General features: G+C 67.0%; 21 protein-coding genes. 8 read left to right on the top strand and 13 right to left on the bottom strand.

Going from position 1 to position 18,927, the window contains the following annotated elements; all coding sequences use genetic code 11:
- Window positions 1-7: 7 nt before the first annotated feature.
- The 3 genes from EOHIBHHM_RS03680 to EOHIBHHM_RS03690 all read right to left on the bottom strand — a co-directional run bounded on the left by EOHIBHHM_RS03680 (window position 8) and on the right by EOHIBHHM_RS03690 (window position 1,950).
- Window positions 8-694: an HNH endonuclease gene (locus EOHIBHHM_RS03680; RefSeq protein WP_497254747.1), complete on the bottom strand. Its 687-nt coding sequence runs from the start codon at window positions 692-694 to the stop codon at window positions 8-10.
- Between the two features lie 385 nt (window positions 695-1,079).
- A complete protein-coding gene (locus EOHIBHHM_RS03685; protein ID WP_497254749.1) occupies window positions 1,080-1,433 on the bottom strand; it encodes a winged helix-turn-helix transcriptional regulator in 354 nt (117 codons plus the stop codon).
- Window positions 1,434-1,500: 67 nt separating this feature from the next.
- Window positions 1,501-1,950, bottom strand: a complete 450-nt coding sequence (locus tag EOHIBHHM_RS03690; RefSeq protein ID WP_497254751.1) for a PaaI family thioesterase — start codon at window positions 1,948-1,950, stop codon at window positions 1,501-1,503.
- Between the two features lie 197 nt (window positions 1,951-2,147).
- Between EOHIBHHM_RS03690 and EOHIBHHM_RS03695 the strand changes: the two genes are divergently transcribed.
- On the top strand, window positions 2,148-3,509 hold the full coding sequence (locus EOHIBHHM_RS03695) for a GntP family permease (RefSeq protein WP_497254753.1): 1,362 nt from the start codon (window positions 2,148-2,150) through the stop codon (window positions 3,507-3,509).
- A gap of 45 nt (window positions 3,510-3,554) precedes the next feature.
- Here the strand turns inward: EOHIBHHM_RS03695 and EOHIBHHM_RS03700 are convergent, their stop codons facing one another.
- On the bottom strand, window positions 3,555-4,190 hold the full coding sequence (locus EOHIBHHM_RS03700; protein WP_497254755.1) for an MBL fold metallo-hydrolase: 636 nt from the start codon (window positions 4,188-4,190) through the stop codon (window positions 3,555-3,557).
- 102 nt (window positions 4,191-4,292) lie between these two features.
- The gene (gene ubaA, locus EOHIBHHM_RS03705; RefSeq protein WP_497254757.1) at window positions 4,293-5,102 is read right to left on the bottom strand and encodes an SAMP-activating enzyme E1; all 810 of its coding nucleotides are present in this window, start codon (window positions 5,100-5,102) and stop codon (window positions 4,293-4,295) included.
- A 237-nt stretch (window positions 5,103-5,339) separates the two neighbouring features.
- Between ubaA and EOHIBHHM_RS03710 the strand changes: the two genes are divergently transcribed.
- The 3 genes from EOHIBHHM_RS03710 to EOHIBHHM_RS03720 all read left to right on the top strand — a co-directional run bounded on the left by EOHIBHHM_RS03710 (window position 5,340) and on the right by EOHIBHHM_RS03720 (window position 7,219).
- Window positions 5,340-6,515: a YeeE/YedE family protein gene (locus EOHIBHHM_RS03710; protein ID WP_497254759.1), complete on the top strand. Its 1,176-nt coding sequence runs from the start codon at window positions 5,340-5,342 to the stop codon at window positions 6,513-6,515.
- Window positions 6,516-6,593: 78 nt separating this feature from the next.
- The gene (locus EOHIBHHM_RS03715) at window positions 6,594-6,893 is read left to right on the top strand and encodes a sulfurtransferase TusA family protein (protein WP_497254761.1); all 300 of its coding nucleotides are present in this window, start codon (window positions 6,594-6,596) and stop codon (window positions 6,891-6,893) included.
- Between the two features lie 2 nt (window positions 6,894-6,895).
- Window positions 6,896-7,219, top strand: a complete 324-nt coding sequence (locus EOHIBHHM_RS03720; protein WP_497254763.1) for a rhodanese-like domain-containing protein — start codon at window positions 6,896-6,898, stop codon at window positions 7,217-7,219.
- Window positions 7,220-7,228: 9 nt separating this feature from the next.
- On the opposite strand, the gene EOHIBHHM_RS03725 is transcribed toward EOHIBHHM_RS03720, so the two are convergent.
- On the bottom strand, window positions 7,229-7,840 hold the full coding sequence (locus EOHIBHHM_RS03725) for a GNAT family N-acetyltransferase (RefSeq protein WP_497254765.1): 612 nt from the start codon (window positions 7,838-7,840) through the stop codon (window positions 7,229-7,231).
- A gap of 119 nt (window positions 7,841-7,959) precedes the next feature.
- Here EOHIBHHM_RS03725 and EOHIBHHM_RS03730 point away from each other — a divergent pair, with 119 nt between their 5' ends.
- The gene (locus EOHIBHHM_RS03730; RefSeq protein WP_497254767.1) at window positions 7,960-8,283 is read left to right on the top strand and encodes a rhodanese-like domain-containing protein; all 324 of its coding nucleotides are present in this window, start codon (window positions 7,960-7,962) and stop codon (window positions 8,281-8,283) included.
- A 97-nt stretch (window positions 8,284-8,380) separates the two neighbouring features.
- Window positions 8,381-8,824, top strand: a complete 444-nt coding sequence (locus EOHIBHHM_RS03735) for a DoxX family membrane protein (protein WP_497254769.1) — start codon at window positions 8,381-8,383, stop codon at window positions 8,822-8,824.
- Window positions 8,825-8,949: 125 nt separating this feature from the next.
- On the opposite strand, the gene EOHIBHHM_RS03740 is transcribed toward EOHIBHHM_RS03735, so the two are convergent.
- From EOHIBHHM_RS03740 to sp36, 3 genes are all read right to left on the bottom strand, one after another.
- Window positions 8,950-9,540 (bottom strand): 50S ribosomal protein L15e, encoded by a 591-nt coding sequence (locus EOHIBHHM_RS03740; RefSeq protein ID WP_497254771.1) that lies wholly within the window; start codon window positions 9,538-9,540, stop codon window positions 8,950-8,952.
- Window positions 9,541-9,769: 229 nt separating this feature from the next.
- The gene (locus tag EOHIBHHM_RS03745) at window positions 9,770-10,834 is read right to left on the bottom strand and encodes a DUF7972 family membrane protein (protein ID WP_497254773.1); all 1,065 of its coding nucleotides are present in this window, start codon (window positions 10,832-10,834) and stop codon (window positions 9,770-9,772) included.
- 8 nt (window positions 10,835-10,842) lie between these two features.
- Window positions 10,843-11,043: a Sp36 family protein gene (gene sp36, locus EOHIBHHM_RS03750; RefSeq protein ID WP_497254775.1), complete on the bottom strand. Its 201-nt coding sequence runs from the start codon at window positions 11,041-11,043 to the stop codon at window positions 10,843-10,845.
- 116 nt (window positions 11,044-11,159) lie between these two features.
- On the opposite strand from sp36, the gene EOHIBHHM_RS03755 reads away from it, so the two are divergent.
- A complete protein-coding gene (locus EOHIBHHM_RS03755; protein WP_497254777.1) occupies window positions 11,160-11,975 on the top strand; it encodes an alpha/beta hydrolase in 816 nt (271 codons plus the stop codon).
- On the opposite strand, the gene EOHIBHHM_RS03760 is transcribed toward EOHIBHHM_RS03755, so the two are convergent.
- On the bottom strand, window positions 11,972-14,062 hold the full coding sequence (locus EOHIBHHM_RS03760; protein ID WP_497254779.1) for an alpha-amylase family glycosyl hydrolase: 2,091 nt from the start codon (window positions 14,060-14,062) through the stop codon (window positions 11,972-11,974). The genes EOHIBHHM_RS03755 and EOHIBHHM_RS03760 overlap by 4 nt on opposite strands.
- Window positions 14,063-14,277: 215 nt before the next feature.
- Here EOHIBHHM_RS03760 and EOHIBHHM_RS03765 point away from each other — a divergent pair, with 215 nt between their 5' ends.
- The gene (locus EOHIBHHM_RS03765; RefSeq protein WP_497254781.1) at window positions 14,278-15,207 is read left to right on the top strand and encodes a DUF7351 domain-containing protein; all 930 of its coding nucleotides are present in this window, start codon (window positions 14,278-14,280) and stop codon (window positions 15,205-15,207) included.
- Window positions 15,208-15,233: 26 nt separating this feature from the next.
- Here EOHIBHHM_RS03765 and EOHIBHHM_RS03770 read toward each other — a convergent pair whose 3' ends face one another.
- The 3 genes from EOHIBHHM_RS03770 to EOHIBHHM_RS03780 are packed head-to-tail and all read right to left on the bottom strand — an operon-like array spanning window position 15,234 to window position 18,706.
- Window positions 15,234-16,382 carry a sugar ABC transporter permease gene (locus EOHIBHHM_RS03770; RefSeq protein WP_497254783.1) on the bottom strand — a complete coding sequence of 383 codons (1,149 nt, stop codon included), beginning with the start codon at window positions 16,380-16,382 and terminating at the stop codon, window positions 15,234-15,236.
- Entirely contained in the window at window positions 16,379-17,398 is a 1,020-nt protein-coding gene (locus EOHIBHHM_RS03775) for a carbohydrate ABC transporter permease (RefSeq protein WP_497254785.1), read from the bottom strand. Before EOHIBHHM_RS03775 ends, EOHIBHHM_RS03770 begins: the two co-directional genes overlap by 4 nt.
- A 12-nt stretch (window positions 17,399-17,410) precedes the next feature.
- A complete protein-coding gene (locus EOHIBHHM_RS03780; RefSeq protein ID WP_497254787.1) occupies window positions 17,411-18,706 on the bottom strand; it encodes an extracellular solute-binding protein in 1,296 nt (431 codons plus the stop codon).
- Window positions 18,707-18,927: the final 221 nt, after the last annotated feature.

Genomic DNA, 18,927 nt, shown 5'->3' on the forward strand with positions numbered 1-18,927 from the left:
GAGCGGATCAGAGCCACGCCAGCGACGAGTTGTGTCGTCGGAGGTAGTCGGGGTCGAGGCTTCCTTCGAGGAGAGCGACCTGCTCTCCGTCTCGGTCGACGAGCGTTCGTGCGAGCAGGTCGCTCTGCGTCTCGAACGAGGGGTTCACCCGGAGTCGGTACTCGCGGTCGATGGTGAACAGCCCCCGGTCGAAGGCGGCGTGGTGGAGTTTGTCGAGCGGGAGGACGTTCGAGAGGTCGGTCCGGTGGTCGGGATACGACCGCCACGGGAGGACGTGCGCGACGTCGAGGAGGCCGGGGTGGTCGACGCCGGAGACCGGACACGTACTGTCGTATCGACGTAGCACCGTCTCGCGGAACTCCGGGTCGACGGATCGGGCGACCGTCGTCGTCTCGTACGTGTCTGCCGAGAACTCGTCTTCGGTAGAGTCGGGCGATTGTGCTCCCGTGTCCGTCGCGAGTAGCGACTCCCCGAGTCGGTACTCGCCGTCGACGACGAACGCGAGTTCGTCCTCCGCCCGTAACGTCTGGAGCACCTGCCGGACCTTCGCGTTCGGGTGGTCGTTGTTCGGGAACTCCGCTCTCGCGCGTTCGACGGTGTAGTTGTACACTTCCTCCAGTGTGACGTCTGTTCGTCCCGTCTGTTCGTGGTATCGAATCAGTCCGGTCCGGACGAGCTGTTTCCAGGTGGTCATCGTGATCGTCGTCTCCGAGCGAGAGGGTGTGCCGCGTTCGTCGTGTGTGGTTCCTCGAGTAGCGACTTCGACGGTGAGTTCCGCACCATTCTCTCAGAACGGCTGTATATTCAAGAGGACTGATGTACCTTCGGGTCGAGAGACGTCGGTGCGACGGGGAACATCCGAAAAGAGACTACAACGGCAGTTCACACCGCGGACAGTCGTGCCGATCCTCGGTCACGATGGGTCTGAACCCGCAGTGGGGGCACTCGTACCACGCCACCATCCCGTCGAACGCCTCGTGTTTCTCCATAACGATTGATCGTCGTCGACGGAGTTAACCGTTGGCTCGGGTCTCACGCGCCGAGAACGAGCGACGGCCGCGCTACTTCTCGATAGACGGCTACGACTGCGCGGCGACCGACTCGCCCAGCCACTCCTCGGCCCACGCTTCGATCTCCTCGAAGACGGGACAGAGCGACGCTCCCTTCTCGGTGAGACTGTAGTACGTCGCGACCGGCGCGTCCTCCTCGAGGCGGCGGCTCACGAGCCCGGTCTCCTGGAGGTCGTCCAGCACGCGCGACAGCGTCCGCGAGCTCGCGTCGGTCGACCGCTTGAGTTCGTTGAACCGCTTCTCGCCGTCCTGCAGGTCGTGGAGGACGATGAGTCGCCACTGCGAGCCGATCTGTTTCAGCGAGTCGATGACGAAGCAGGGGCCGTCGAGTTGCTCTCCCTCGGTGTCGGTGTTCGCGACCATCTCTGGGTCGGACTCACGTCGCCCGCGTATATACCGGTTCGGAATCGAACCTGGTTCCGCTCTGCACTCACTCGCCGTCCCGACCGGGGAGACTCCCACGCTCGCCGTTTCCCCACGCGGTCTCCTCGGCCGCGCCGCTCGTCTTGTACGTCCCCCGGGCGGTCGCGACGCTCGTCCCGTCGGTGTCGGAGACGCTGACGTCGGCGACGGCGACGCTCCCGCCGTCGCGGACCACCTCCGCCTCGGCGACGAGGTCGGTCGTCGCCGGTGCGAGATAGTCCATCCGCATGTCGATCGTCGGCGTCGCCGTGTAGTGCAGCGAGATGACGGCCGCACCGCCGACGGTGTCGGCAAGCGCGTAGGCGACGCCGCCGTGCGCGACCGACCGACCGGGGACCGACGAGTGGTAGTCCGAGAGGGCGAGCGTCGCCCGCGCGCGGCCGTCCGCCGCCTCGGTCACCTCGATGTCGAGGTGGTCGGCGAACGGCATCCGCGTCAGAATCTCCTCTAAACTCATTGCCGTCCGTACAGGCGGCGGTGTGAAAACGGTTGCCGCAACCCGCCGGGTCGGTCCGTCGACGAGTGATCCGTCGCGTCGACTCCGTAGCAGTCGAGTAGTTCCACTAGAGAGTTCACGTTGCGGCAACCGTTTCTGCTAGTAATATTTGTGAAAGACGGCACCCTCTTTTAAGTGACTCGTAGAGACTGACTCGCATGTTAGATGGTTTCGCACTGATCGGACTGCTCGCCGTGGCGGTGGGGTTCATCATCGTCGCGACGGCGAAGGTGAACCTCCACGCGTTCCTGACGCTCCTGCTCGCGGCCTACGGCACCGGCGTGCTCGCCGGCGTCGACCCCCAGCGGGTCGCGACGCTCGTCACCGACGGGTTCGGGAGCGTGCTCGGCTACATCGGCATCGTCATCCTCGCGGGGACGATCATCGGCATCGTCCTCGAACGGTCGGGGGCCGCGATCGTCATCGCCGAGACGATCCTCGATCTCATCGGCGAGGAACACACGCCGGAGGTGATGGCGATCACGGGGAGTCTCGTCAGCATCCCCGTCTTCTGTGACTCGGGATACGTCATCCTCTCGGGGCTGAGTCGGTCGCTGGCCGAGCGCTCGAAACTCTCGCTCGCGACCTTGAGCGTCGCGCTGGCTGGCGGTCTCTACGTGACGCACGTCTTCGTCCCGCCGACGCCCGGCCCCATCGCCGCGGCGGGCATCCTCGGCGCCGACGTCGGCCTCGTCATGCTCGCAGGCATCGTGGTGAGCGTCCCGGTGACGCTCGTCGCCGCCAAGTGGGCGAGTTACGTCGCCTCGCGGTTCCACATCGACCCCGACCCGGAGGTGACGATGGCGGACATCAAAGCCGAGTACGGGAGTCTCCCCTCCCGCGGGCAGGCGTTCGCGCCGCTTCTCGTCCCCATCGTCCTCATCTCGATCGGGAGCGTCGCCGCCTACCCCAGCGCCGACGACCCGGCGTTCGTCGAGGGGACGCTGCAGAGTTGGCTGCTGTTCGTCGGCGACCCGGCCGTGGCGCTGCTCGGCGGCGCGTTCCTCAGTTTCACCATCGTCCCGTCGTTCTCCGAGGACGTCATCGACGAGTGGGTCAGCGACGGACTCACCGACGCCGCCGTCATCCTCGCGGTAACGGGCGCGGGCGGCGCGTTCGGCAGCGTGCTCGGAGCGCTCCCACTCGAGGAGTTCATCGGAAACACGTTCAGCGGACTCGGTCTCGGTCTGTTCGCCGCGTTCGTCGTCGCGGCGGCACTCAAGACCGCCCTCGGCTCGTCGACGGTCGCCATCCTCACCACGTCGAGTCTCGTCGCCCCGCTCTTGGGGTCGCTCGGCCTCGCCTCCCAGTGGGGGTCGGTGTTCGCCGTCCTCGCCATCGGCGCGGGGAGCATGACGGTCAGCCACGCCAACGACTCGTACTTCTGGATCATCACCGAGTTCTCCGACATGGAGACGGCGACCGCCTACCAGGCGTGGACGCTCGCGACGCTGGCGCTCGGCGTCGTCAGCATCGTCTGGATCTTCATCCTGCGGAACGCCGTCCGACTGGTGGCGTAGTCGGCTCCGTCCGTCTCGGAGAACACGCCGCAGTCGACTCCTCGACTACGACGGCTTGCCGGGGAAGTTCACGAACCGGTCGAGTTTCACCCTCCCGTCCTCCAGCACCGACGAGCCGTGGAAGACGAGGACGGCGTCGAACTCGAAGTCGAGCAGCCGTTCGAGGTTCTCCTCCGCCTCGTTCAGGTCGTCGGAGTAGACCGCCGGCGGCAACAGGAGATAACCCGCGGGCAACCCGCGCTGGTCGGACCCGGAGACGGCGTCGCCCGCGACGACGACGCTCCGAGATTCGTCGACGAGCGCGTGGTTGTCCCGCTCGTGACCGGGGACGTGGACCGCCTCGAAGTCGCCGACTGCGTCGCCGTCGCCGTAGCGGACGTCCGGGTCGACGCCGCCGAGCGCGTCGGCGGCCGTCTGTTCGGGGACGTACACCTCGGGGTCGTACCGGTCGACGACGGCGGGAAGCCCACCCGTGTGGTCGCCGTCGTTGTGCGTGACGACGACGCGCTCGGGGTCGACGCCGATCCGGTCGAGCCCGTCGAACAGCGCCTCGGTCGTCGCTTCGAGACCGGTGTCGACGAGCGTCGGGACGGGAGCTTCGAACAGGTACGCGCGGAGTCGTCGGCCCTCGCCCTCCAGCACGGTGACGTCGTGGACGCCGGGGAGTATCTCGTCGGGCATAGCTGAGCAAACGGAGCGAAGTGAGATAAGCGACAGGCTCGCGGCCAGCGTGCGGTTCGGTGCGGTGAGTCGAGCAGCGACGGGGCGAACGAGACTGACGGCTCAGTCGGCGATGGTGCAGCCGCCGCTGTACTCGACGCCCTCGACGGAGTCGATCGGGTTCTCGCCGCAGGCCGGACAGTCGGGGTTCCGACGGTACGGCACCGTCTCGAACGTCATGTCCATCGCGTCATAGAACAGCAGCCGTCCCTCCAGCACCTCGCCCTTCTCCAAGAGGAGTTTCACGGCCTCGGTCGCCTGGATACAGCCCACCGTCCCGGGGAGGACGCCGAGCACGCCCGTCGTCGCACAGTCGGGGACGGTGCCCGGTTCGGGTGCCTCCGGGAACAGACAGCGGTAACACGGCCCCTCGGGCGTGAGCGTCGTCACCTGGCCCTCGAACTTGTAGATCGCGCCGTGTGCCACCGGGACGTCGTGGATGCGGGCGGCGTCGTTGACCATGTAGCGCGTCGGGAAGTTGTCGGAGGCGTCGACGACGACGTCGTAGTCGGCGACGAGCTCCTCCACGTTGTCGGTGTCGAGCCGCGTCTCGTACGTCTCGACGGTCACGTCTGGGTTCAGTCGTTCGACGAACTTCCGCGCGCTCTCGACCTTCGGGACGCCGACGTCGGCGTCGGCGTGGATCACCTGCCGCTGGAGGTTCGACCGCTCGACGACGTCGTCGTCGACGACGCCGAGTCGGCCGACGCCGGCGGCGGCGAGATACTGGACGACGGGCGCGCCGAGACCGCCCGCGCCGACGACGAGGGCGCTCCCCTCGAGCAGTCGCTGTTGGCCTTCGGGGCCGACCTCGTCCATGATGATGTGCCGGGAGTACCTGTCTAACTGGGTCGCGTCGAGTGCGAGGCTCATTGCCGGAAGTTGGCGACGACGACCCATAAACCCGGCTCCGGCGGTCGCGGCAACGCTCTCTGGCTCCTGTGACGCACGGCGACCCCCGGACGGCAGACGGTTCGAACGCGAACGGCCCGTACGCGGTCACTCGTCGCCGATACGTCCGTTCACCGCGTCGAACCGGCGTCGTCGCCGACGGCAGCACCTCCCCCGAGAGCGTCGCTTTTCCCTCCGACTCGACAAGCGAGGACGCGAATGGTATCGAACGCACTGGTCGCCGTCGTCGTCGGGCTCGGGATCGGCGTGTTCCTGCAGAAGGGTCGCTTCTGCTTCGTCCACGCCTTCCGCGACTTCTTCGCGATGAAGGACTCGCGGACGACGAAAGCCGTCCTGTTGGCGACGACGTTGACGATGGTGTTCTGGAGCATCGCCTACGCCCTCGGCTTCTACCAGGGCTTCTGGACGCCGGGGTGGGGGCTGACCGGACTCGTCGGCGGCTTCGTCTTCGGTGTCGGGATGACCTACGCGGGTGGGTGCGCGTCGGGGACGCTCTACCGCGCCGGACAGGGCTACCTGCACTTCTGGCTCACCCTGCTGTTCATGGGCGTCGGCTACGTCGCGTTCACGCTGGCGTTCCCGACGCTGGAGTCGGCGTACTTCGAACCGCTGACGTTCGGCGCTGGGACGACGCTGTTCCGACTGTCGCCGGTGCCGGCACCCGCGTTGGCGCTCGCCGTCGCCGTCGCCGTCGTCCTCGTCTACGCCACCGTGGTCGGCCGCGCGGTCGGCCGCGAGGAGAACCCCGAAGGGCAAGCCGTCGCAACCGACGGCGGACGGACGAACCCCCTCTCGGCGACGATGGTCGGTCTCCGACGGTTCGCCGCCGGGAGCAGAGCCTACGTCCGTGGCCTCGCCGACGTCGACGACTGGAGGGCCGCCTCGAAGCGACCCTGGGACCCGAGGACCGCCGCCCTCGGCATCACCGCGCTCGCGGTGCTGTGGTTCACGCAGGTCTCCATCGTCGGCGTCACCGGTCCCGAGGCGCGCTGGACGGGGTTCCTCCTCGAACAGGTCGGCGTCGACGCCGGGAGCTACGAGTACTGGGGGTCGGTGCTCTTTCAGGGGCAGGGCGTCGGCGTCACCGTCGACATGCTGATGATCGGTGCCGTCGTCGGCGGTGCGTTCCTCGCTGCGGTGTGGAGCGGCGACTTCTCGATCCGCGTGCCGAAGCGTCGTCGCCTCCCGAACGCCGTCTTCGGCGGCCTCCTGATGGGTGCCGGGTCGCGGCTGGCACCGGGATGCAACATCGGCAACATCTACTCCGGACTCGCCGAACTGTCGGTCCACTCGTTCGTCGCCACCGTCGGCATCGTCGCCGGCGTCTACGCGATGACCCACTGGCAGTACCGCGACGTCGGCTGTGCCATCTGAGCGACACACGCGACGCAGCGAACTCGTATCGCCCGCGAACCACCCACGCAGCGAGAAGACACACTCACTACGCACACCATGACCGGACCTTCACTCGACGACTTCGTCGACATGCCCGACGAGGTCGACGACGAGACCGCAGCAGAGCTCGCAGACCAGGCCGTCGAGACGCAGGACATGACCGGCGAGGTCTGTCCGTACCCGCAGTTGGAGGCGAAGAAGGCCGTCCAACGGCTCGATTCGGGCGACCTCCTCCTGCAGGAGACCGACCACGTCCCCTCGACGGAGAACGTCCCCGAGGCCGTCTCCGACCTCGCGGACGCGACCGTCTGGCGGAGCGGCGACGGCCGCTATCGCGTCTTCCTCCGGAAGCGATAGCCATGGTCGAGGAAGTCACACCCGAGACCGTCGCCGCCGACCTCGACGCCCCGAATCTGGAGGTCGTCGACATCCGCGACCCCGACGACTACCGCGAGGGACACATCTCCGAGTCGGTCAACGTCCCGTTCGACGACCTCGAAGCCGTCGTCGAAGAGCGAGAGTGGGGCGACGAGGTGGTCGTCACCTGCTACGTCGGCGAGACGTCGAAGCAGGCCGCCCGGTTCCTCGACCACTACACCGACGCCGAGGTGACCAGCATGACCGGCGGGTTCGAGGCGTGGACCGGGGTCGTCGAGACGACCGCGACGCCGCCGACCGACTGACCGGCCGGGTCAGTTCGCCGAGTCGGTAGTGTCGGTCGCATCGGTGGTGTCGGTCGCATCGACCGCCTCGGCCCACTCCTCCCGCAACAGCCCGTACTGCACCATGTCGCGGTGCGCGCCGTCGACGAACGTGAACTTGCGGCGACGTCCCTCCTCGACGAAGCCGAGCGACTCCAGCAGCCCCCGAGAGGCGTCGTTGTGGTCGAACGCACCCGCGCCCACGGCGGGCGTGTCGTACTGTCGGAAGACGTAGTCGACGGCGAGTGCGACCGACTCCGTCCCGTAGCCCTCTCCGTGGACTTCGGGGACGAGCCAGTAGCCGAGTTCCGGACGTTTGTAGTGGGCGTCTGCGACGCTCACCTGGCCGATTCGACGCAGGTCGTGGTCTTCGAAGTCGTCGCCCAGCAGTTCCGGCGTCCCCTCGGGTTCGAGACAGACGAGAAACCGGTCGGGAGCGTTTCGCTCCTCGGAGACCTCGTACTGCTCGCGGTTCCGCAGCGGGTTGCCGAGCGGATACCGGATCTCGGGGTTCGCGCCCGCCCGCTGGAGGAACGGGACGTCCTCGGTCTCGACCGTCCGGAGCGTGACCCGGTCGCCGCTCGCGACGCGTGCACCTGGCATGCACACGGGAACTGTCGCCGTTCGTATCTCTGTTCGGGTTCGTCGTCACCGCGGGGCACCCGACTCGCACTGTCGTCCCGGACCGACGAGCATTTCCACGGCTCGCGACAACCCCGGCTATGGTCACGGAGCTGTCGCCGACGGAGCTACAGGAGAGATTGGACGCCGACGCCGACGTCGCCCTGCTCGACATCCGCGACCCGGAGTCGTTCGCCGACGGCCACATCCCCGGATCGGAGAACCGCCCTGCCCGGGGGCTCGACGCTTCGGTGTTCGAGGAGGAGTGGCCCGACGAGGTGGTCGTCTCCTGTTACGTCGGCAAGAGCTCCAAGCGCGTCGCGCAGGTGCTCGACGCCAACCTCGAGGCCGACGTGGCGAGCCTCCGTGGCGGGTTCGACGGCTGGGAGGGTGCGGTCGACCGCGGCCGACCGGCGTCGCGGTAGCCCGACGTACTGCCGGAACCCTCTGCCGTCTCTGTTAGAGCTAAACACGTTGCGACCGTTACTGAGAGTAGACGCTCGCACGAGCGCGATCGATTTCATGAGCGAAGATACCGTCACCATCGACATCGAAGACGAACAGACGAGTGATTCGACCACTCCGAGCGACGACAGCGGGGGCGTGCTGTTCTTGCTCGCCCGACTGCTCTTCGCCGTCCCGCTCGGCTACACGGCGTGGACCCACTGGCAGGACATGGAGGGGACGATCGGCTACGCCGAGGCGATGGGCGTCCCGAACGCCGAGAAGTTGGTCCCCTTCTCCGTCGGCATGCTGTCGTTCGGCAGCCTCGGCATCGCCCTCTGGCGACTCCCGACGCTCGCCGCGGGTGCGGTCGCGGCGTTCCTCGCGGGTGTCACGCCCCAGATGCACCGCTTCTGGGAGGCCGACGAAGACCAGAAGCAGGCCGAGCGGACCCACTTCGTGAAGAACGTCTCCCTGCTCGGCGGCGCGATCGCGTTCCTCATCAAGGCGCGACGGGACTGAACGACAGATCGACTCGCCGTCCGTTCCGACTCTCTCTTATCGGCGACTCACCGCTCCGAGCGACGGCGTCGTCGCTCGGCGAGCGAAAAAGACAGAAGTTCGGGTGGAACGCGTCGGTTCCGTAGCTACTTGCCGCGACCCTGACCGCTCGAGACGCTCGGGCGGACGTGCTCCGACCCCTTGCCGCGGTTGTTGAGCCCACGGTTGTCGGTGCCGGCGTTCGTGAGACCGCGGAACGCACGGCCCTTGTGCTTGTCCGAGCAGATCCAGTTGAGGTCGTCGTCGTTCTCGATGGCCGGATGCTCCGGGTCCACGAGAATCACTTCGAACCACTTCTGCGATCCGTCCTCGCCGACCCAGTAGGAGTTGAGGACGCGCAGGTTGGGGTACTTCCGGGAGACGCGCTCTTCGCCGATCCGGTGGATGCTCTTGCGCCGCGAGATGCGGTTGACACCCTGTCGCTTCGAGCGTCGACCCGCCTTGTGGCGCTGCTTGCGCGCGGTCCCCTTGCGGACGGAGACGCGTGCGACGACGATACCCTGCTTGGCCTTGTAGCCGAGCTCGCGGGCCTTGTCGAGACGCGTCGGACGCTCGATGCGCTCGATCGCGCCCTGTCGGCGCCACTCCTGTTTGCGCTGCCACTGCAGCTCGGCGAGTTTCCCGTCACCGGGACTCCGCCAGGCTTCCTTGATGTGAGAGTAGAAGCTTCGTGCCATTGTAATCACCACGGACGCTTGCGATTCAGTTCCGCCAGCGACCGACGACACGTCGTCGCCGTCGCCGCGCAACCACATTTCGTCCCGTTCCCTGACGGGTCACGGGTGCCCGCTGGCGGCCCGTCGTCCAGCGAGTTACTCTCTCCTTCCCCGTCTCGACCTTTAACCACTTCGATAGGCTGGGCGGTGTGTCAGGCGCTCGCGTGACTTTCGGAGACCGTGACGGCGATCACCGCTGGGAGTCCCGCAGGATGAGCGGGCCGATGGCGAGCGTTCGCTTCGCGATGGTCGCGATCCGGGCGATGTAGGCGACCAAGAGGAGGAACGGGAGCAGGGAGATCGTGAACGCTGCGTCGACGATCCACAGGATGTTCTCGATGCCGAGCGTGACCCCCGTGAAGGTACTGTCGCCGACGAAGGCGAGCATCCCGCCGGTGACGACGAGCGCCGGGAGGGAGACGTAGAGGATGAGCTGCGAGAGGTCGATCAGCGCCCACTGGAAGTAGAGCGTCTTGATGTGCTCGCGGGCGGGGCCGAACATCGACAGCGTCGTCTTCAGCTCCTCTAAGAGCTGTCGCTCTTCGTCGGAGAGGTCGTCGTCGTGCTCGTGGACGAGCCGTTCGACCTGGAAGATCTTCCACCCGTAGTTGAAGTTGAGCGCGGCGAACAGCACGTCGAAGCTCCCGAACCGCGCCCCTTCGAGTTGGTCCCGAACTTCGTCGGCGTTGCCAGTCAGACTGCCGGTGAACTCGTCGACCTCGTGACGGAGGTCGTCGTCTTCGCTCTCGGAGACGGCGTCGCGGAGCGCGCTGGCCCGTCGCTGTGTCGCCTTGACGAGCGCACGGAGGAACGCCGAGGGATCGACCGGGACGGGTTGGCCGAGGAGCTCCGACGCGTACGTCCGGAAGTCCATCGCGCTGCTCATCCGCTCGTGTTGGTCACCGAGCGGGCCGTTCTCCTGAGAGATGACCAGCTGACTGATGGTGACGATGAGCGTCGTCCCGGTGATGATCGCGCCGAGCATCGTCGAGAACAACGTCTCGATGGTGTCGCCCGTCTGGAGGTCGGTCTGCAACGACGGGTAGTAGAGCTGTCCAAGTATCATGAACGCGATGAAAAACAGGAGCGCCAGCACGCCAGTGATCAACAGCCGGTTGGCGCTGAGGAGGATCTTGAGCTTCAGCCGACTCTCGTCGGCCCGCTCGCGCATCGTGTTGGCGGTGCTGATGTCCTCGTCACCCTTCGTGTCCAACTCGGTCTCCGATTCGGCGTCGGCCTCGATGTCGTCGTCCATCCCCGACGTCATTCGCTCGACTCACCGCGCTTCGGCCGTTTGAAGACGAGAAGCTTCGTCCCGCCGCCGACGTACTCGATGGTGTCGACGAACTCCCAGCCCGCGTCGCCGAGTTCGTTCAACTCCGCCGCCGGGTCGGCCGCCTCTTTGTGCGTCGGTCCCTTCGGCGGTTGCAGCGTGCGATACTCCCAGCGGGTGTCCTCTGTCATGTACGCAGGATAGGAGCGACCGGGGGGTAAAGTTACTCGCCGTCTCGACGCCGAGAAGCGGCAGACTCGCTCCGTGACACGTCAGCGTTATCTCCGACCACCGAGACAGGGAGACGATGACCGCAGCCACCGACTGGCGACCGTACGCGCCCGGCGACGACCACACCGTCGTCGGCGACGTGCGCGTCTCCGAGACCCTCGACGCACCGGCCCTCAACGCCGACCGCCGTCTCCTCGCGTATCTGCCTCCCTCCTACGCCGAGTCCGAGTCCTCCTACCCCGTCGTCTACATGCACGACGGGCAGAACCTCTTCGACGAGGGCGAGAGCTACTCCGGCGAGTGGCGCGTCGACGAGACGATGCAGCGACTGAGCGCGGAGGGCATCGAGGCCATCGTCGTCGGCGTCCCGAACGCCGGCGACGCACGCGGCGACGAGTACACGCCGCACCCCCACCCCGACCACGGCGGCGGCGACGCCGATACGTACCTCGAGTTCCTGTTCGAGACGGTCAAACCGCTCGTCGACGAGACGTTCCGGACGCGTCCCGGCCGCGACCACACCGGGCTCGCCGGATCGTCGCTCGGTGGCGTCGTCAGCCTCTACGGCTTCTTCGAGTATCCCGAGCAGGTCGGCTTCGCGGGCGTGTTGAGTCCGGCGTTCTGGTGGCCGGGCGAACCGCTGTTCGAGGACGTCGCCGCCCAGCCACGGACGGACGGCCGACTCTACGTCGACGTCGGCGGTAACGAGTCGCCCGACGATCCCGAACTGAACGAGGCGTATCTCCGGGACGCAGAACGGATGGTCGATCAACTGCGAGAACAGGGCTACGGCGACGAGCGGCTCCGGTTCGTCGTCGACGAGGACGCGAGACACCGCGAGTCGGCGTGGGCCGAGCGGTTCCCCGACGCGATGCGGTTCCTGCTCGGTTAACGGGGTCGGAGCACGACCACGTCGTCGACGACGACAGCGTCGTCGTCACCGCTCACGTCCGCATCGGTGAGCAGGTCGTGCGCGTCGACCGACCGATCGAGTTCGACCGTCGCCGGCGACTGCTCGAAGTTGAGGACGACGACCACGGCGTCGTCTCCGTCCGCACCCGCTTCGGCCGACCGCTCGTAGGCCACGACGCTGTCGTCCGCTCCGTCGTGCACCTCGCAGACGACCCGGTCGACGCCCGGCGCGCGGAGCGCGGGCAGGTCGTCACGGAGCGCGACGAGGTCGCGGTGGAACGTCGTCAACGCGGCGTCGCCGTCGTGCCACCGCATCGGCCCGCGCTGTTCGGGGACGCCGCGCTCCTGCCCGTAGTAGACCAGCGGCGCGCCGGGGAGGGTGAACGTCGCCGCGACGGCCGGACGCAACGTCCCCTCGTCGCACTCGGTCGCGTAGCGTTCCTCGTCGTGGTTCTCGACGTAGCGCATGTGGACCGCCTCGTCGGGGAACCCCAGCCGCGCCGAGTCGACCAGCGCGTCGAGGAGTTTCGAGGCGGGCGCGTCGCCGGTGCCGACGTCGCGAAGCGCGTAGTAGAGGTCGGTGTCGTAGTGGAGGTCGAACTCGTTCTCGCGGAAGCCGACGCGACGGGGGACGGTCTCGTCGAGGAGGAGAAACTCGGGGTCCTCGGCCTTCACGCGCTCGCGGACCTCCTTCCAGAAGCCGTGGGGGACGCCCCACGCGACGTCACAGCGGAACCCGTCGACGACCGGTGCCCACGAGTCGACCACGTCGAGCATCCACCGCCGGACGGCCAGCGAGTCGTAGTTCACGTTCGGAATCGACGCCCAGTTGAAGTAGTGGCCGGGCGAGTCGTCACCGGCCCAGTCGACGCCGGTCGTGTCCTGCTCACGCGGGATGCGCTCGTAGTGGTCCTCGTACTCGGGGACGCCCGCTCGGTGCAGCTGAAACGCCGGGTGGTCCCGCGAGGTGTGGTTGATCACGAGGTCGAACAGCACTCTGATCCCTGCCTCCTGGAGCCGGTCGACGAGCGCCTCGAACTCCTCCCGTGTACCGAGGTCCGTGGCCGTATCGAACAGGTCGGTGATGTGGTAGCCGTGGCGGGTGGGACTCGCACAGACGGGCGTGAACCAGACGGCGTCGACCCCGAGCGACTCGAGGTACGAGACGCGACGCTCGATCTCCGCGAACGTCGACTCCAGTTTCTCGCCGGCGAACTGCCGGACGAAGATCTGATAGACGGTCGCGTCGCGAACCCACGCCGGCGCGTCGGCCGGGCGGTCGAAGGTGACGGTCTCTCCCGCCCGTTCGTCCTCCCCCTCGTCTACCCGAACGGTCAGCGTGTCGGCGATGCTCGGGCGTTCGGCGACGGCGACGGCGTGCACTCGGGAGAGAACCGGGAGGGAGTCGACCGGCACGCGGAGTTCGTCGCCGTCGACGGTGACGTCGGACTCGTCGAGGTCGTCGCGGTCGTCGAGGTGGAACTCCACCTCGGGGTCGTCGCCCGCGGGTGCCGGGTTCGCGGTGGCGGTGACGACGACCGCCTCGGCCTCGCGTCGGCCGTCGAGTCGGATGCGGGGGCGGCCCGCCCCCTCGACCGTGACCTCGTCGTTCGCGTAGGGGTCGAACCCGTCCTCGAAGGCGAAGATCGCGTCGTGGTCGCCCGGCGGGAGTTCGACGTCGAGGCCCCACTCGTCGCCGTCGCGTTCGACGCGGTGGCTCCCCATCACGAAGTCGTTGAACGGGCCGATGACGGAGGCCGACTCGACGCCGTCGAGGTCGCCGTCGACCTCGTCGGCAGAGACGGAGAACCGTGCCGACCGCCGGGAGACGGGGAACGCACGGACGGTCTGGGCGTGAGTCCCGTCGGGCGCGTCGAGTTCGGCGGTGTACGTCCCCTCGACGTCCGGTTCGAGGTGGACGACCGGGCCGTCGCCGAGTTCGACGTCGCTGTCGGCCGGTGCGGAGCGCAGTCGCCAGCGGTAGTGGCCGTCGGGGTCGGGGTCTCGGGGTGCCAGCTCGACCGACTCGCCGACGCCCGTGAAGCGGGGCGGACCTGGATGGTGCATCGTGGCTATCGGAGTGCCGCGAGGCGGATAAAGCTCCTCAGAAGGGATCTTCTGTTCGCGAACGTGGACGTCGCCGGTCGACGGTCGGTCGTCCGCTCGCGGGGCCGGCACCGTTCGCATCCGAGCGGTCGGCCGCGCGGACACGACCCCACGTGTGAAGATTTCTTCGGTCGTGAGGAGACAGTTTTTCCCGCACTCGGCGCTCGTGGTCGGGTATGGACGAGGACGACGCCGACCCGCTCGACGAGGTCGACACGACCGACCCGTCTGATGGGGTCGAGATGGCCGACACGGCCGACGTCGACACCGAACGAGCGGCGTCGGCGCTGGGGTCGCTGGCCGACGAGGACCGAATCGCCATCCTGCTGGCGCTTCGAGAGGACGGTCCGCGGTCGTTCGTCGACCTGCAGGCCGCCGCGGGGTTCAAGGACAGCGGTCGGTTCAACTACCACCTCGACAAACTGGTCGGCCGGTTCGTCCAGAAGAGCGACCGGGGGTACGACCTCCGGGCGGCCGGCGCGAAGGCAGTCGACGTCGTCACCGACGAGCGGTTCGGCGAGTCGCCCGCCCCCGTCGACCGGCCGACCGACGCCGACTGCCCGGAGTGCGGGGCCGGACTGCGTGCCCGGTACGAGGACGAGAACGTCGAGATCGCCTGTTCCGACTGCTCGGTGCTCGTCCACTACGGCTACTTCCCGCCGCGCGGGCGGACGACCCGCGACGCCGACGACCTGTTCGAGGCGTACGGCAAACGCCTCTGGCGGGAGTTCACGCTCGCCGACCGGGGCGTCTGTCCCTACTGCAGCGGCCGGACGGAGACCCGCGTCGAACGCGACTCCGATCACCACCTCCACTACCCCGCCGTCAGCGACTGCCGCGACTGCGGGGCGGAGATCGCGACGGCGGTCGGACTGCGACTCCTCGCGGACCCCGCAGTCGTCGCGTTCCTCTCCGACCACGGCGTCGGCGTCGACGACCGGCCGTTCTGGGAGTTCGAGTTCTGCATCGACGACGGGCCGGTGTCGGTCGTCGCCGACGACCCGCTCCGCGTCGTCGTCCCCATCGAGCGAGGCGACGAGACGCTCCGCGTCACCGTCGACGACACTGGTGCAGTCGTCGAGACGACGCGGACGACGCGTCGCTAAAAAGAGCCGCAGAACCGGAGTGTCGGTTAGCCCTCGACGCCGCCGAAGGAGAGTCCGCCCTCGATGTACCGCTGGGCGAACAGGTAGACGATCATGATCGGCGAGGCGAACGTGAGCGCGAACGCCGAGAAGCGCGCCCACGGGATGGAGTACTCGCTGATGAGCGAGTACAGCCCCACCGGCAGCGTGTAGTTGTCGGTGCCGAGTAGCGTCTGGGCGACGACGAACTCCGTCCACCCCGTCAGGAAGGTGAAGATGAACACCGTCGCGAGTCCCGCCGCCGACAGCGGCAGGATGACCTCGGTGACGACGCGCCACGGCGGCGCGCCGTCGACGACGGCCGCCTCCTCGTAGGAGACGGGGATGCCGTCCATGTAGGTCTTCAACAGCCAGGTGTTGAACGGCACCGCCGTCGCCGCGTAGTAGACGGCGAGCGCGAGTTTGTTGTCGTTGATGCCGAGTTGGACGTAGACGGTGTACAGCCCGATCAGCAGCGCGATGCCGAGGCCGCCGCCGACCTGCGTCAACAGCACGTAGACGAACAGGATCTTCCGCCGGAAGATGAACTCGCGGCGCGACAGCGCGTACGCCGCCGGGACGATGAGGGACATCGCGATGATCACCGTCGGGATCGCCACGGTGAGGCTGTTAGCGAAGAACTGCTTGAACGTCGAGGGGTTCTCGACCGGGCCGACCTCGAACCCCGGGAACAGTTCGACCGATCCGAGCGCGATGCGGCCGACAGTCCCCGGTTGGATCGCGCTCACGTCGAGGAACGTGAGCTGTGGCGTGCTGAACACGACGGCGAGTTCCGTCAACGGCACGTTGACGCTGATGTCGTACGCCGGGAGAATCAGGTCGCCGACGACCCACAGGAACGGGACGAACGACGGCTGTTCGGGAAACAGTCGCAGCCCGCTCGACGAGTAGATCGACCCGCCGGTGCCCGACAGCGCCGCGATGAGAATCCAGTAGATGGGAAAGAGCAGCAGCGAGACGAGCACCAGCGCACCGAGCGTCGAACCCAGCGTCTTCAGCGGTTTCACCGGCGACAGTTCGCCGCGACGGACCGCGCTTGCGGTGTAGCGGACGTCGCGAGCGGTCTCGATGGGTGCGGTGACGACGTTACGCGTGTCCTCTTTCAGTTTGGCACCGACGCCGTCGAAGAGGCTCACGCGTCGTTCACCCCGTCTGCGAGTCGTCCGCGCTTGACGTTCAGCCACATGAACGCGCCGATGAACAGCAGCGCGATGATGCTGATCGCCGCTCCACGGCCGTACTCGGAGAACGACAGCGCCTCACGGTAGCCGTAGACGACGATGAGTTCGTTCTGCCGGGCTGGGCCGCCCTCGTTGAAGACGAACGGGATGAGGAACTGCTGGAACGACGCCGCCGCGGTCAGGATGGTGGCGAACAGCACCGGACGCTTGATCGAGGGGAGCGTGACGTGGAAGAACCGCGAGACGTAGCTCGCGCCGTCGACCATCGCCGCCTCGTGCAGTTCGTCCGGGACGTCCTGGAGCGCGCTCACGGTGATGATGACCATGAACGGGTACGCCAGCCACATCTCCGTCACGTTGTAGGCGAGAAACGCCATCCAGCGTTCGCTCAGCCAGGAGACGGTCTCGAAGCCGAGCGAGCTCAGTATCTGGTTCGCCAGACCGAACTGCGCCGAGCTGAAGATGCCGCGCCACACCGTGATGGTGAAGATGGCGGGCAGCCCCATCGGGAGGATGATCAGCGAGCGCATGAAGCGCTTGCCGCGGACGCGCTCTGCGGTGACGACGAGCGCGATACCGATGCTGAACGCGATCTTCAGCGTCACGCTCGTCGCGACGAACAGCCACGTGACCCCGAAGGAGTTCCAGAACTGCCCGTTGATGGGAAGCGTGACCAGCGTCTCGCCGAACAGTACGACGTCGAACGTGCCGCCGAACAGCACGTCCGTGTAGTTCTGCAGGCCGATGAACGTCGCCTCGCCGAAGGTCAGCACCGACAGCGCGCCCTCACCGGCGAACAGGTTCGCCGGGGCGGCGTCGGTGAAAGAGATGCCGACCAGGTAGATGACCGGAAAGAGCATGAACGCCGAGAAGACGAACAGCCCCGGCAGGACGAAGAGGAGCGAAGCGTCTCGCTCGTCGAGGAACGGGATCTCCTCGACCCGGCGGGCGACACGTGATGCGGTACTCATTGGTGGACGTCCTTACTCCCAGTTGCTGCGGATCTCGTCGGCGGCGGTCTGCATCGCCGACTCGACGTCTTTGCCGTTGAACGCCTTGCTGAGCGCCGCCTTCACGGGGTCCCACACCTGGTTCACCTTCGGGTTCGCCGGCATCGGAGAGCCCTGCTCGACGGCGTTGGCGAACCCCTGGATGTCGCCCGAGAGTTCGTCGCCCTCGGCGAGACTCTTGAGGACGGGGATGCTCCCCGTCTCCTCGGCGGCCGTCCGCTGAATCTCCTCGTTGGTGACGTACCACTCGATGAACGACTGCGCGGCCGCCGTGGCGGCGTCGTCCTTTTCCATCGCCTTCGAGAAGTACCAGAGCGTGATGCCCGAGTACGGCTTCGGCGACCCCCCCTCGGGCTTCGGCAGTTTGACGACGCCGTAGTCGACGCCCTTCTCGTTGAGCGTGTTGAGGTACCACGGACCGTTGATGGCGAAGGCGGCGTTGCCCTCGGCGAACGCCGACGCCTGCGGTTCGTACGCGGGGTCGTTCGGCATGTAGGGGACGAAGTTGTCGACGGTGAACTGGATCCCCTCGACGGTCTCGGCCTTGGCGACGCCGAGTTGGTCGTCCTTCTCGGCGTCGAAGTAGTAGCCGCCGAAGGCGTGCGCCCACGCGCTCAGGAAGTACGGGTCGGCGTAGGGCATGCCGAGGCCGTACGTGTTGTTGCCGGGGTCGTGGACCTCCTCCATCACCGACTTCATGTCGGCGACGGTCTCCGGGGGTTCGTCGACGTACTCCTTGTTGTAGATGAGCGCGACGGTCTCTGCGGTGTGCGGGAGACCGACGACGTTGCCGTCGAACTGCGCGGCCGCCGCCGCGTTGTCGGTGAACTCGTCGAGGCTGACGTTCAGCGAGTCGCCCTTGCCGACGATGAACCCGCGGTCGAGATAGTCGCCCGCGAGGTCGTGCGCCCACTCGAACGTCTTCGGTCCCTGACCCGCCGGGATGGCGCTGGTCGTCTTCTTGCGCATGTCCGAGATGTCCGCACCCTCGATGGTGTGCTTCGACTCGTCGTTGAACGCCTGGATGTTCTCCTTCCGGGTCGGCAGCTCCGTATCCGAGAGCGCGTACCACGCCTTCGCCGTCCCGGCCGGACCGCCGGACCCCGTCCCGTCCGATCCGCCGTCGCTGCCGTCGCCGCCGTCACCGCCGTCACCGCCGTCGCCACCGCCCGACGAATCCTGTTCCTGGACGCCGACACAGCCGGCCAGCGCACCGATCGTTCCTGCGACACCGAGGTTCTTGAGTACCGTTCTGCGGTCCATTGCCATGGATGAATATTGGATGAATAAGTCGTTCACACCTTAAATCATTCGGATACGACACTATTGTTCATCGGAGTATATCCTCACACGGACCGACTGATTCGCCCAACTACTGGCTCGAACAGGCATGAATCTGGATGTCGGACAGTTCGACGACTGGTGCGAGTCGTCGGTCGCCGACCGCCGTTAAAATACTACGAAATTGTGCATCACATATTCCACTCAGA

This window comes from Halogranum roseipondis (genome assembly GCF_059695585.1).